12 protein-coding genes are annotated in these 12648 nt (G+C 70.2%); 5 read left to right on the top strand and 7 right to left on the bottom strand.

The window, feature by feature from the left end:
- Positions 1-2 precede the first annotated feature (2 nt).
- The 3 genes from MRBLMI1_RS14410 to MRBLMI1_RS14420 form a co-directional block, all read right to left on the bottom strand.
- Positions 3-1409 carry a glycoside hydrolase family 1 protein gene (locus tag MRBLMI1_RS14410; RefSeq protein WP_367733968.1) on the bottom strand — a complete coding sequence of 469 codons (1407 nt, stop codon included), beginning with the start codon at positions 1407-1409 and terminating at the stop codon, positions 3-5.
- Positions 1399-3240: a beta-glucoside-specific PTS transporter subunit IIABC gene (locus tag MRBLMI1_RS14415; protein WP_367733969.1), complete on the bottom strand. Its 1842-nt coding sequence runs from the start codon at positions 3238-3240 to the stop codon at positions 1399-1401. The genes MRBLMI1_RS14410 and MRBLMI1_RS14415 overlap by 11 nt, the downstream gene beginning before the upstream one ends.
- A gap of 190 nt (positions 3241-3430) precedes the next feature.
- Positions 3431-3988 (bottom strand): FadR/GntR family transcriptional regulator, encoded by a 558-nt coding sequence (locus MRBLMI1_RS14420; RefSeq protein WP_367733970.1) that lies wholly within the window; start codon positions 3986-3988, stop codon positions 3431-3433.
- Between the two features lie 273 nt (positions 3989-4261).
- Here MRBLMI1_RS14420 and MRBLMI1_RS14425 point away from each other — a divergent pair, with 273 nt between their 5' ends.
- The 3 genes from MRBLMI1_RS14425 to MRBLMI1_RS14435 are packed head-to-tail and all read left to right on the top strand — an operon-like array spanning position 4262 to position 6177.
- Complete coding sequence (locus MRBLMI1_RS14425; RefSeq protein ID WP_367733971.1) at positions 4262-5113, top strand: fumarylacetoacetate hydrolase family protein; 852 nt, start codon at positions 4262-4264, stop codon at positions 5111-5113.
- 2 nt (positions 5114-5115) lie between these two features.
- The gene (locus MRBLMI1_RS14430) at positions 5116-5835 is read left to right on the top strand and encodes a hypothetical protein (RefSeq protein WP_367733972.1); all 720 of its coding nucleotides are present in this window, start codon (positions 5116-5118) and stop codon (positions 5833-5835) included.
- Between the two features lie 54 nt (positions 5836-5889).
- Positions 5890-6177, top strand: a complete 288-nt coding sequence (locus MRBLMI1_RS14435; RefSeq protein WP_367733973.1) for an ArsR/SmtB family transcription factor — start codon at positions 5890-5892, stop codon at positions 6175-6177.
- A gap of 305 nt (positions 6178-6482) precedes the next feature.
- Here the strand turns inward: MRBLMI1_RS14435 and MRBLMI1_RS14440 are convergent, their stop codons facing one another.
- The 4 genes from MRBLMI1_RS14440 to otnK form a co-directional block, all read right to left on the bottom strand.
- Positions 6483-6854 (bottom strand): hypothetical protein, encoded by a 372-nt coding sequence (locus MRBLMI1_RS14440; protein ID WP_367733974.1) that lies wholly within the window; start codon positions 6852-6854, stop codon positions 6483-6485.
- Between the two features lie 161 nt (positions 6855-7015).
- A complete protein-coding gene (locus MRBLMI1_RS14445) occupies positions 7016-7795 on the bottom strand; it encodes a DeoR/GlpR family DNA-binding transcription regulator (protein WP_367733975.1) in 780 nt (259 codons plus the stop codon).
- Positions 7796-7814: 19 nt separating this feature from the next.
- Complete coding sequence (locus tag MRBLMI1_RS14450) at positions 7815-8465, bottom strand: class II aldolase/adducin family protein (protein WP_367733977.1); 651 nt, start codon at positions 8463-8465, stop codon at positions 7815-7817.
- A complete protein-coding gene (otnK, locus tag MRBLMI1_RS14455; RefSeq protein ID WP_367733979.1) occupies positions 8462-9682 on the bottom strand; it encodes a 3-oxo-tetronate kinase in 1221 nt (406 codons plus the stop codon). Before otnK ends, MRBLMI1_RS14450 begins: the two co-directional genes overlap by 4 nt.
- A gap of 170 nt (positions 9683-9852) precedes the next feature.
- On the opposite strand from otnK, the gene MRBLMI1_RS14460 reads away from it, so the two are divergent.
- Positions 9853-11214 carry a homoserine dehydrogenase gene (locus MRBLMI1_RS14460; RefSeq protein ID WP_367733980.1) on the top strand — a complete coding sequence of 454 codons (1362 nt, stop codon included), beginning with the start codon at positions 9853-9855 and terminating at the stop codon, positions 11212-11214.
- 82 nt (positions 11215-11296) lie between these two features.
- Positions 11297-12628 (top strand): SLC13 family permease, encoded by a 1332-nt coding sequence (locus MRBLMI1_RS14465; RefSeq protein ID WP_367733981.1) that lies wholly within the window; start codon positions 11297-11299, stop codon positions 12626-12628.
- Positions 12629-12648: the final 20 nt, after the last annotated feature.

Below are 12648 nucleotides of genomic sequence, written 5' to 3' on the forward strand. Positions count from 1 at the left end.
CTCTACCCCAGATCCTCGCCGTTGCTGGCGATGATCCGACGGTAGGTCTCGAAGCTGTCCTTGCGGATGCGGCGCAGCTGTTTCGCATCCAACTCGTCCCGGTCGACGTACACCAGACCGTATCGCTTGGAGAAGCCGCTGCTGGAGCTGACGATGTCGATGAACGACCACATGTTGTACGACAACACCTCGACACCTTCGGCGACCGCCCGCCGCATCTCGCGGATGTGGTCTCGCAGGTAGAGGGAACGGTAGTCGTCGTGCACCGCTCCGTCTTCCGAGACCACGTCGGCGGTGCCGATGCCGTTCTCGGTGATCATCAGCGGCAGACGGTATCTCTCCCACAGGTCGAACAGCGAGGTGCGGAAACCCACCGGGTCGATCTGCCAGCCGTACTCCGTCGCCTCCAGGAACGGGTTGGGAACGTAGCGGAACCGCCCGGGGACGACCAGCGCGAGGATCGCGGTGTAGTCCGCCGCAGCATCGGGCGGGCACCGTTCGGCAGCGAATGTGACGTAGTAGTTGAAGCCGAGGAAATCGCACGTCCCGGCCGCCAGCACGGCCTCGTCCTCGGCTGTGATCCCCGGCTCCCACCCGTGTTCCCGCAGCCAGAAGAGGTAACGCTCGGGGTAGGCGCCGCGGACGTAGACGTCGGTGGCGTAGTAGTTGTACAGGTCGTCGGCATCCCGAGCGGCCCGTACGTCGTCGGGGTGCGCGGTGGCCGGGTAGCTGGGCAGCCACGCGATCGTGGGCGCGATGCGCGCGTCGGGCAGCAGTTCGTGGCACAGCGCGACGGCGCGCGCGTTCGCGAGGAACATGTGGTGGTTCATGCGGTGGCGCGAGCGCTCGCGCTCATCGCCCTCACCCCGGGGATGCATGATCTTGTCTTTCCGGGCAAGGAGGTTCTGCTCGTTGATCGTCAGCCACCACTTGACCCGGTCGCCGAAGTGATCGAAGCACGTCCGGGCGTAGCGGACGAAGTGCTCGATCGTCTCGCGTGACTCCCACCCTCCGAGGTCCTCTTCGAGACCGAGCGGCAGGTCGAAGTGGTAGAGGGTCACGATGGGTTCGATGCCGTAGCGCGCGAGCTCGTCGAAGACGCGATCGTAGAAGGCGAGTCCCTGCGCGTTCGGCTCCGCCTCCGTACCGTGCGGGTAGATGCGGGTCCAGTTGATCGACATCCGGTAGCTCTGCAGGCCGAGTTCGGCCATGAGAGCGATGTCCTCCGGGTACAGCTCGTAGAAATTCGCTGCGACCGAGGTGTCGGCGTAGACGTCGGCCTTGGCGCGGGCGGCGACATCGGCGACGGACAGGCCCTTGCCGCCGGCGGTGAGCCCGCCCTCCACCTGGAAGGCGCTGGTGCTCGCACCCCAGAGGAAGGCGGGCGGGAAGACGGACTCAGACGCCACTGGTCGCCACCTTCGTCGACACCGACAGCACACGGTCGCCTTCGGCCACCGGACCGCCGACCACGGGGCTGACCGCGTAGTTGTTCGCATTGGACACGACCACGTACGTCTCGGTGTCGTAGCCGGCCGCGCGCACGATCTCGGGGTCGAAGTCGACCAGCGGTGCGCCTGCGATCACGCGGTCGCCCTTCTCGACGTGCGCGGTGAAGCCGCGGCCTTCGAGCTTGACGGTGTTGACGCCGACGTGCACGAGGATCTCCGCACCGTCGTCCAACCGCAGACCCACGGCGTGCTTGGTGGGGAAGACCATCACGACCTCGCCGGTGACCGGCGAGACGATGCGGCCACCCTCGGGGTGGATGACGAACCCGGCGCCGAGGGTACCGCTCGCGAACGCACGGTCGCCGGCCTCGGAGATGTCGGCGACCCGGCCCGCGGCGGGGGCGACGATGTCACCTGCCGCCCCGGGGGCGCTCGCAGGCGTCTCGACGTTCTCCTTGATCCCCAGCACGAGGGTCATAACGAAGGCGATGATGAAAGCGACGGCGATGGCGATGAGGTACGACACGAAGCCCGCGCCGATGAAGGCCGGAATGGTGAGGACCGAAGGAATTGCCACAGCGTAGGCGTGCGCCCCGCCGATACCCGCGATGGCGCCACCGACCGCGCCGCCGAGGAGCACACCGATCATCGGACGCTTGAAGACGAGGTTGACGCCGTAGAGGGCCGGCTCGGTGATCCCGCAGAGAGCGGTGAGCGAGGCGGCGAAGGCGACCGAACGGGTCGCCTTGTTCTTGGTGATGATGCCCACAGCAGCCGAGGCCCCCGCGTCGGCGAAGTTCGAGGGACCCGTGAAGGCCCAGAGCGCCGTCTGTCCGGTGCGGGCGACCTCGGCGATGCCGACAGGAACGAGCGCGCGGTGCAGACCGAACATGACCAGCAGCGGGTACGTGCCACCGAAGATGATGCCGGCGACCAGCGGAGAGAGCTCGGTCAGCCAGGTGAAGCCCGAGCCGATGGCGTTGCCGACGAGCGTGCCGACGGGTCCGAAGACGATGAGGGTCAGCGGGACCATGACCGCCAGCACGATGGCGGGCGTGATGACCAGCCGCACGGGCCCGGGCAGCACACGATTGAGCCCGCGCTGCAGGAACGAGGCGATCCACACGGCGAGGATGATCGGGATCACCGACGAGGCGTAGTTGGCGCCGAAGACCGGGATGCCGAAGAAGTCTGTCTGCGGGTTGTCGCCGAAGTAGGTGACGAGGCTCGGAAGCAGCAGGCTTCCGGCGATGACGAGCGCGACGGGGATGTCGACCTTGAAGTACTTGGCGGTCGTGTAGGCCAGCAGGACCGGGATGAAGTAGAACACCGCATCCGCCGCGGTGTTGAGGATCGTGTGAGTGCCGGTGGTCTTGTCCATCCAGCCGAGCGAGACGGCGAGGACGAGAAGACCCTTGATGATGCCGCCACCGGCGAGGGCGGGAACGATCGGGGTGAACAGCTGCGCGATCGTGTTCAGCACGGCGGTGGCGGGGTTGCTCTTGCGAGTCGGCTCGGCTGTGGACCGACGCGTCGCTCCGCCGCCGTCGACCATCGGCGCGAGCGCGGCGTAGACATCGGGGACGCGGTTGCCGATCACCACCTGGTATTGGCCGCCGGCCTGTACGACGCCGAGGACGCCGGGGGTCTTCTCGAGTTCGGCCTTCTTCGCGGCGGCCTCGTCTTTGAGGTCGAATCGCAGACGCGTCACGCAGTGGGTGACGGAGGTGACGTTGTTCGCGCCGCCGACCAGGTCGAGGACGGTGCGCGCCAGTGCGCTGTCAGACATGATGCTCTCCTTTGCAAGCGGTCCATTCCGCTCGACGGGACCGCCTTGGTCCCGAAAACGACAAAGACCTGTCGCGCACGTAGGGGTACGTAGCGCGCCAGGTCTGCCTCCGGAGAGTCACAGCCTCGGCTGGTCTTCACGCAGCAGAGAAGCTAGCACCGGCACGAAGAGCCGTCAAGCAAACCGCTTCTCACTCGTGAGCGTCGGTGTTGTGTCGCGCGATCAGCTGCGCCGCGCGGTCGCCATCCCGGTCGGAGAGGGCTTCCACCAGGTCGTCGTGCAGATCGGTGCGCGCCCGCAAGTACGCGCGCAGGTCTTCGTCGCTCTCCGTCTGACCGGTGACCGACACGGTGTGCGCCTCGATGAGGTCGAGTAACGCCCGGTACATCGTGCGCAGCACGGGGTGCGGGCTCGCGTCCGCGATGCGCGCGTGGAGGGCCCAGTTGGCCAACAGGAATGCCTTGCCGTCGCCATCCGCGGTGGCGGTCCGCATGGCATCCACGTGCTCGCGCATCTCCGCGATGTCGGCGGGGCTGGCATGCCAGAGCGCGTCCTCGACGAGAAGGGGGTCGAGCGCATTGCGGATGCGAATGGCCTCGCCCACGTCCGCATGCTCGCCGTCGAGGGAGAGGACCGTGGAGCCCAGTCGCACCCGAGGTGCGGGCTCGGCCGCGAACACGCCGCCACCAGGCCCCGGGCGCAGCACGACGGCCCCCCTGCTCTGCGCGAGACGGAGCGCTTCGTTCATCGTGCCGACGGAGACGCCGGCGCTCTCGCGAACAGACTCCTTCGTACCGAGGCGGGTGCCCGCCGGGACCGTGCGGGCCAATGCCTCCAGATCGTCGGCGACGCGCTCGGCGCGGCTCGTCTCCCGTCCGCCCGCCCCCTGCGTGGGTGCGAGAACGCTTCGGTCCATGAGACCCCCTCCCTCGACCACTCCCGGTCGAGCCATCTTGACAGCGCGCGAGCGAACGCCCACAATCGCTATCAATCATTATCAATATGCTTGAAAGGCGAAGCAATGCGGGTAGCGAATCTCCAAGGTCGGTTGGTCGTCGTCACCGGTGACGGCACGGCCGTCGACGTCGAGCAGGCCAGCGCCGGTCGCTTCTCCGCCGACCCCCAGGCCATCTACGCCCAGTGGAGCGAGTTCTGCGAGTGGTGGGGTGCCTTCGACGCCTCTGCAGCGTCGGCCGTGACTTTCGTTCCGACCGACCTCGGCTCGCCCGTTCCGGCGCCGCGTCAGCTGCTCGCCATCGGCCTGAACTACCGAGAGCACGCCAACGAGGTCGGCATGGGCATCCCCGACGGGCTGCCGCCGGTGTTCACCAAGTTCGTCTCGTCCCTCACGGGCCCTGATGTCGACGTGGTGCTGCCCGAGGGCGACGTGGACTGGGAGGTCGAGCTCGCCGTGGTGATCGGCCAGGGGGGCCGCAACATCGACCGCGCCGACGCGTGGAACCACGTCGCCGGGCTGACGGTCGCGCAGGATCTGTCGGAGCGCGTCCTTCAGATGTCCGGCCCGTCGCCCCAGTTCAGCCTCGGCAAGTCGCACGACGGCTTCTGCCCGATGGGCCCCTGGGTGGTCAGCGTCGACGAGATCGACGACCCCGAAGCCCTCCGCCTCACCTGCGTGGCCGACGGCGAGACCTTGCAGGACGGAACGACGGCCGAGATGATCGTCCCCGTTCCCGTGCTCATCGAGCGCCTGTCCGCCGTGGTCGAGCTGTACCCGGGCGACGTCATCCTCTCGGGCACGCCCGCCGGCGTCGGGTTCGGACGGTCGCCGCGACGCTACCTGCACGCCGGAACCGAGCTCGTCAGCGCCATCGAGGGCATCGGCGAGATCCGTCAGCGCTTCGTCACCGCCTGACCATGCGTGCCCGCACCCTCGCCGTCGTCTCCCTCGGTCTCGCCAGCGGCGCCTGGGTTGTCGCGCGCGACTACCAGCGCTGGCTGTCGCTCGGCGTCGGCGGGGTGCCCAGCACGCCGTGCGGCTGGCTGAAGGTCACGCGACTGCGCCTGCAGAAGCTCGAGGCGCGGGATCCCCGCGCCTTCGGCGCCATCGCGGGAGGTCCGCACGACCGGACCTGGTTGCCGGAGCTGCCCTCCCGCGAAGGACCCCGCCCCGACGTGTGGCCCTACCCGGTGCCTCATCGTCAGGCATCGCAGCCGGGGACGCCTCACGGGCGTGCCCGCACGATCGACATCTTCGACGAGCACGCGGCCTACGACCGCGCCTCCGTCACGTACCGTCGGAGCTTCTTCGAGAAGAACGGTGAGGCTCTCACCGTCGTGGACACCGTGGACAGTCCGCCCGAGATCGTCACCGCGCAAGGCGAGTTCGCCCACATCCACGCGGCCGACGGCTCCATGCACGTCATCCTCAGCCCGACCGATGCCGCGCAAGTTCTCTCGCGAGGATGGGGAGAGCGGCATCCGCTCGCCGGATCGTGGCCGGCGATGCCGCTCAACTACGTGCTGCTGTATTCGCCCCGGTCGGTCGACGAAGCCGAGGTGGTCGGGAGCATCGTGCAGGCGGCCGAACGTTACGCGCGGGGCTCCACACAGGAGCCGACCGCTCCGCGGGACTGAAGACGGCGTCGGACGCACGGTGGCATCCGACAGAGAGCCCGAGGAGGCAGGCCGGTGACGGATTTGGAGCACTTGGCGCGGATCTTCACGGCCTTGGGCCACGGCAGGCGCCTCGAGCTGATGTCTCACGTCATGTCGACACCGCCGGACGAGCTGCGCTCCGTCTCATCCCTCGCGGCCGCACTCGAGATCTCTCGATTCACGGCTTCTCACCACCTTGCGATCCTGCGGGCCGCCGACCTCATCGACGCGCGCAAGGTGGGGCTGACCGTGGCACACCGCGTCAAGACGGACACCCTCCTGAAGGTCGAAGACTGGTGCATCTCGCTCGTCGATGTGTAGCGGCACGCATTGGCGGTTCCCGTCAGCTACGTCGATGATCGCGCCGCCCGCGAGCAGGCGCACACATGCCGGTAGTGGATCTTCTGTCGGTTTCCTCGGTTCTCGCCGCGACCCGACGGCGCATCGGCTCCTGCGTCATGGCGAGGAGGTGGCATCCGCCCCGAGCTATGCGACGGCCGTGGTCGACCCCGTCAGCGCCGGCGACGCGTTCTGCGCCGCGCTCGTCGTCGGGCTGATCTGCGGCGACGAGGAAGCGCTGGGTAACCGTCGCGCGGCTACGGCTGTTTCAGCGCGCGGGAGAAGGATCAGTTCAGGAGGTCGACGCCGCTGAAGAAGCCGATCGAGATCGACAGCAGGAACGCGGCGACCCCCGAGATGAAGCCGGCCGCGGCCAGCTCGCGGGCCATACGGGCGTTCAGGCTCAGGATGCCGGCGACGAACGAGACGCCGGCGAGGACCCACATGCTGATCTGGATCCAGAAGAGCTGATCGAGGTCGGCGACCGCGCTGACCGAGACCAGGAAGACGTACCAGAGGACCACGGTCGAGCCGGTGACGATCGCGACGATCGACGCCACGCGGAGATCGCCCTTCGGCGTCGGCGGTGCGGGCGGCTGCGGGCGCGGGGCGACGCGCATACCGGGCTCGAGGGAGTCCGGGAGGTCGTCGTCTGCCATGGGTCGATCTTGGCAGCCGCGCGGCATCCGCCGCACCGGCTTGACCCGTGGCGGACGGACGGCCCACGGCGCGACGGCCCGGGCGCCGTCGGGCACGACGGCCCGGGCGCCCTCAGGCACGACGGAGGCGACCGCGTCGTCCGGCGCGACGGCCGCCCTCCTCAGGCGCGGACGACCTCGATGCCCGCCTCGCCGATCGCGGCCGCCGCAGCGTCCGGGAGGGCGGCGTCGGTGATGACCGTCTGCAGCTCCGACAGGCGGAGCGCCCGGTACTTCGCGAAGCGCCCGTACTTCGAGCTGTCGGCGATGAGGACCGACCGCTCGGCCGCCTCGACCGCGGCGCGCTTGGCCTCGATCTTCGCTTCGACGGGCGTCGTGATGCCGTGGCCGAGGTCCCAGGAGCTCGACGAGATGAACGCGAGGTCGAGCGACAGCTCCGCGAGCGAGAGCCGCGTGAGGCGCCCGATCGTGGAGAGGTTGGTCCGGTCGACCCGGCCGCCGACGCAGATGAGGTCGGCGCTCGGGTGGTCGATGAAGGACTGCACCGTGGCGAGGTCGTTGGTCACGACGGTCAGGTCGCTCACCTGCTCCAGGAACGGCCGCATGGCCTGCGCGGTCGTCCCGGCGTCGAGGTAGACCGTCATCGTGTCGTGGACGAGGGATGCCGCCGCCTGCGCGATCGCGCTCTTCTCCGCGACCTCGCTCGCCGCCTTCTCGGCGCGCGTGGGCTCCAGGACGAGCCGCGGGGCGAGCTTGGCCCCACCGGCCGTCGAGTGCACGAGGCCCTGCTCCTCGAGGACCGCGACGTCGCGTCGGACGGTCATCTGGCTGACCCCGAGCAGGCTGCTGAGCTGTCGGAAGCTCAGCACGCGCTCGCGGTGCAGGCTCTGGACGATGCTCGCGCGGCGCTGTTCGGGGATCATCGGAGCTGCGTCGGTCATCGGGGCCTCTCGGTCCCGGTCAGCTTACTGAAGCGGTCTCGGACCACGGCGTGCCCCAGCGCTCCGTCAGCGCACGCACCTGCGCGGGGGCGATCAGCCGCCGCTCCCGTCCGTCGGTGAGGAGGGTGATGCGGCAGGCCTCCTCGAGCTCGATCGTGCTGTCGACGGCGGAGGGCAGGTCGACGCCGCTGACGACGGCGCCGTGGTTGGCGAGCAGCGCACCGCGGAACGGGAAGGGGCAGTCGCGAACGAGATCGCCCATCGCGGGATCGCCGGGAGGGGCGAACTCCAGGAGCGGAACCTGGCCGACGCGCATGAGCGAGTAGGGCGTGAGGGGCGGCACCGCGCTGTGCGGAGCCCACGGCTCGAGGCACGAGACCGCGACCGTCGAGGGCGAGTGCACGTGCACCACCGCGGTGTGCTCGGGCGTGCGCGCGTACATGGCGACGTGCAGCGGCACCTCCTTCGACGGCCGCGCACCGCTCAGCGGGTGTCCGTCCAGGTCGAGGACGGCGATGTCGTCGGGTCCGAGGGCGCCCAGGCGCGTACCGGTGCCGGACATGAGGATGCGGTCACCCTCCCGCACGCTCACGTTGCCCGAGCTGCCCGGGCTGAGACCCGCCTCGACGAGGGCGCGCCCCGCGGACACGAGGTCGTCGATGGCGCTCATGCGAGCTCCTTCCAGGCGGCGGAGAACAGGTCGACGGCGCCGAAGTTCCCGCTCTTCAGAACGAGGGCGACGGAGACTCCGGATGCCGCCGTCCCGACGCTCCAGCACACCCCCGGCGCGAGCTGCGGGCCGATGTGGAGCGCGGTGACGCCGAGCGCCTGGACCACGGCCCCGCTCGTCTCGCCGCCCGCGACGATGACGCGGTGGACGTCCCCCGCTCCGACGAGGTCGGCGACCAGCGCGGACAGCACGTGCTCGACCGCGGCGGAGGCGTCCGCCGAGCCGACGCGCACGTCGGTCAGGACGCCGACGGAGTACACGAGGGGGAGGGCGTCGTCGGGCAGCCGGCGCACCCAGTCGGCGAGGGCCGCGGCCTCCGCGCGGGGGTCGGCGAGGGCGGCATCCACGTCCACCTGCCGCGCGGCGGCACCGCGGTCGATCGCGTCGCGGATCTGCGCCCGCGTGGCCGCGGACGCCGAGCCGCAGACGACGAGGCGGCCCGCGCCGACGTCGGGCAGGGCGCCGGGCGAGGTCCCGGCGGGGGCGTCGAGGGCGGCGGCCAGGGCGGCACCCCCGGAGAGGACCCGCAGGTGGGCGGTGGCGGCGGCGATCGCCGCGAGGTCCTCGTCGGTGACGGCATCCATGATCAGGTATCCGGCGGGGGCGGCGTCGATCGCGGAGCGCAGCGCGACGGGGCCGGAGCGGACCGTCGGCAGGTCGATCTCGGTGAGGGCGGTGCGCGTCTGCGGCGCGAGGATGTCGCGGAGACGGGACTTCGTCATCGGCGTGAGCGGGTGGTGGCGCATCGAGGAGTCCTCCAGGAGCGTCCCGCCGACGAAGAGGCGTCCGTCGCGGACGGTCCGGCCGTTGCCCGGGAACGAGGGCACGACGACCGTGCGGTCCGCGGCGACGCGGTCGAGGACGGCGTCGAGCACGGGGCCGATGTTGCCCTCGTCCGTCGAGTCGAAGGTGGAGCAGTACTTCACGTAGAGCCGATCGGCGCCGGCCTCCGTCAGCCGGTCGGCGGCGCGGACGGACGCGGCCACCGCCTCGTCGACCGGGGCCGTGCGCGACTTCAGCGCGACCACGACGGCGTCGGCGTCGGACGGGATGTCGTGGTCGCCGATGACGACCGTCGTGCGCAGTCCGCGTTCGCGCAGCGCGGTGGCGACGTCGGTCGCTCCGGTGAAGTCGTCAGCGATGGCGCCGATGTACATGCAGGACCTCTTCATTGGTGTCATGCTCGCGCGGCGCGAGCCCGAGGACAGTGTATGTGATTATTTGAGACGATACTTTGACAATCTGTGAGAGAGCGTTACAGTTGCGGAGCACCCGAGGTGCGCCCGGCGCGCACGCCACGACTTTCGACGACGTAAGAGGAACAACGGTGATCCACAGCTCGGCCCCCCGCCGCCCGGCCCCGATCCGCATCGCCCTGACCGGCGCGAACGGCGGGTACGGCCGGACGCTCCTCGACCAGTTGCGCCGTCTCCCCGACATGGTCGCGGTGCAGCTCGTGGACCCCGACGTCGACGGCGTCCGGCGCATGCTGACCGATCTCGAGGTCGCCCCCGAACGGATCGTCGTCGTCGCCGACGCGGCCGACACCGTCAGAGCGGTGGAGGGCGGGCGGATCGCGCTCGTGTCGGCGGCATCCCAGGTCGCCTGGTCCCACGTGGACGTCCTCGTCGAGGCGACCGGCCGGATCGACGCGGGTCACGCGTACGCCGACGCCGCCCTCGAGGCCGGGGTGCACGTCGTCATGGTCAGCAAGGAGGTCGAGACCGTCGCCGGTGTCGCCCTCAGCGCGAAGGCGCGCGAGCGGGGTCTCCGCTACCTGCCCGGCGACGGCGACCAGCCGGCGAACCTGCTGCGCCTGGTCGAGTGGATCCTCGCGACCGGCTTCGACATCGTCGCGCTCGGCAAGTCCAGCGAGTACGACCTCGTCTTCGACCCGGCCACCGGGACCGTGAACCAGAACGGCGTCGAGCAGCAGGCGCCAGCGCTGTCGGGTCTGCTCGAGCGCGGAGACGACCTGCGCGCCACCCTCGACGCCCGCGCCGCCGCGGTCGCGGGGCTCAAGCGCGCCGCCGCCGCCGACTCGTGCGAGATGAACGTCGTCTCGCTCTACACCGGCGCCGTCGCCGACGTCGAGACCATGCACTACCCCGTCGTCCGCCCCGACGAGCTCGCCGACGTCTACGCGGAGCGCGCCGACGGAGGGATCCTGGATGCCACCGGCGTCGTCGACGTGTTCTCGATGCTCCGTCTGCCGGGCGAGGCCAGCTTCGCGGGCGGCGTGTTCGCCATCGTCCGCACGGGCGACGACACCACGTGGGAGATCCTCCGCGGCAAGGGGCACGTCGTGAGCCGCGACGGCCGATACGCCTGCATCTACTGGCCGTACCACTTCATGGGGGTGGAGACGCCGCTGACCATCGCCGCGGCCGTCGACGGCACGGCCACGACGGCCGAGCCGCGCCAGCACACCGTGCTCGCCGCACGCGCGTCCGGCGATCTGCCCGCCGGCACGGCGTTCCGCGTCGAGGGGCACCACCACGAGATCTCCGGCGTGGCGCCCGTGATCGTCGCGCCCGACGCGGGCGACATCGCCCCGTACTACCTGCTGTCCGGTGCGCGCCTGCGCGCCGACGTCCCCGCGGGCGCCCTCGTCCGCTTCCACGACCTCGAGGGCGTGCCCGACGCCGTCGAGGCGGCCTACCGCACCGGCCTCGCGCTGGGTGCCTGACCCCTTCCCTCTCGACCATCAGGAGATCGACGACGATGCACCGTGAACAGAACCCCCCGACCCGGCCCTGCGGGGTGACGGCATGAACGTGGAGGTCATCGCCCTCATCGTCCTCGTCGCGGTCTTCGCGATCTCGGCCATCCGCAACGTGCACATGGGCGCGCTCGCCCTCGTCGCCGCGTGCATCATCGGCGTCCTCGTCGTCGGCGAGTCGCTCGACGACGTGCTCGGCGGCTTCCCCGTCGACGCGCTGCTCATCCTGCTGGGCATCACCTACCTCTTCGGCATCGCCCGCGCCGTCGGGACCATCGACTGGCTGGTCGACCGGTCGGTGCGGCTGATCGGGGACCGCGTCGCCCTCATCCCGTGGGCGATGTTCGCCGTCGGGACGCTCGTCGCGTGCCTCGGCACCTCCCACGCCGCCTTCACGCTCGTCCCGATCGCGATGAGCCTCGCGCACAAGCACCGCATCCACTCCACGATGATGGGCATCGCGATGAGCTCCGCGATCGTCGGCGGCGCCCTCGCCCCCACGAGCATCGTCGGCATCACCGTGCTGACGGTCGCCACGACCGCCGGCATCCCCTACAACGCCGCACTCATGTTCGGTCTGTCGGTCGGCATCAACACGCTCATCGTCGCGGTCGCGTTCCTCATGTTCGGCGGACGCGAGCTCATCGCCCGCGGCCGTGCCGCCAAGGCCGCGTCGACCGAGCTCGGCACCGGCGGCGGCCCGGGCGGCACCGGCGGCGGCTCCGGCGTCACCGGCGTGCTGACGCAGACCACGGCGCAGAAGCTCACCGGCTACCAGCTGATGACCCTCGTCTCGATCCCCGTGCTCGTCATCGCGTTCTTCACGCTCACGCTGAACGACGTCGACCTCAACCTCGGCGCCGTCGCGCTGACCCTCGCCGTGCTGCTCGCCTTCATCAACCCGAAGGCCGGCCGCGAGGGCCTGGGCAAGGTCGACTGGAACACGATCCTGCTGCTCGGCGGCATCATCACGTACGTCGGCGTCCTCACCCGCCTCGGCGCCATCGACCAGCTCGGCGAGTTCGCCCGCTCGGTGAACGAGCCGCTCGTCGCCGCGCTCGTCCTCTGCATCATCGCCGGCCTCGTCTCGGCCTTCGCCTCGACGATCGGCATCATCGGCGCTCTCGTCCCCCTCGCGGTGCCGCTGCTGCTGCCCGGCGGCGGACTGGAGATGACCGGCTTCATCTACGCGCTCGCGATCTCGGCGTCCCTCGTCGACTGCGCGCCGTTCGGAACGACCGGTGCGACCATCGTCGCGTCGGCTCACGAGGACGACCGGCCCCGCCTCTACCGTCACCTGACGATCTGGGGGCTGTCGATGGTCGTGATCGGCCCGGTGATCACGATCGCCGTGCTGGTCGTCCCGTTCCTCGGAGGTTAATCCCCCCACAGCCTCCGCGG

The sequence above is a fragment of the Microbacterium sp. LMI1-1-1.1 genome, from assembly GCF_040815675.1.
GTDB lineage: Bacteria > Actinomycetota > Actinomycetes > Actinomycetales > Microbacteriaceae > Microbacterium.

Excerpts from the sequence above, each read along its gene's own strand:
- MRBLMI1_RS14415 (WP_367733969.1), bottom strand. The coding sequence starts at position 3,240 with ATGTCTGACAGCGCACTGGCGCGCACCGTCCTCGACCTGGTCGGCGGC.
- MRBLMI1_RS14420 (WP_367733970.1), bottom strand. The coding sequence starts at position 3,988 with ATGAACGAAGCGCTCCGTCTCGCGCAGAGCAGGGGGGCCGTCGTGCTG.
- MRBLMI1_RS14425 (WP_367733971.1), top strand. The coding sequence starts at position 4,262 with ATGCGGGTAGCGAATCTCCAAGGTCGGTTGGTCGTCGTCACCGGTGAC.
- MRBLMI1_RS14430 (WP_367733972.1), top strand. The coding sequence starts at position 5,116 with ATGCGTGCCCGCACCCTCGCCGTCGTCTCCCTCGGTCTCGCCAGCGGC.
- MRBLMI1_RS14440 (WP_367733974.1), bottom strand. The coding sequence starts at position 6,854 with ATGGCAGACGACGACCTCCCGGACTCCCTCGAGCCCGGTATGCGCGTC.
- MRBLMI1_RS14445 (WP_367733975.1), bottom strand. The coding sequence starts at position 7,795 with ATGACCGACGCAGCTCCGATGATCCCCGAACAGCGCCGCGCGAGCATC.
- MRBLMI1_RS14450 (WP_367733977.1), bottom strand. The coding sequence starts at position 8,465 with ATGAGCGCCATCGACGACCTCGTGTCCGCGGGGCGCGCCCTCGTCGAG.
- otnK (WP_367733979.1), bottom strand. The coding sequence starts at position 9,682 with ATGTACATCGGCGCCATCGCTGACGACTTCACCGGAGCGACCGACGTC.
- MRBLMI1_RS14465 (WP_367733981.1), top strand. The coding sequence starts at position 11,297 with ATGAACGTGGAGGTCATCGCCCTCATCGTCCTCGTCGCGGTCTTCGCG.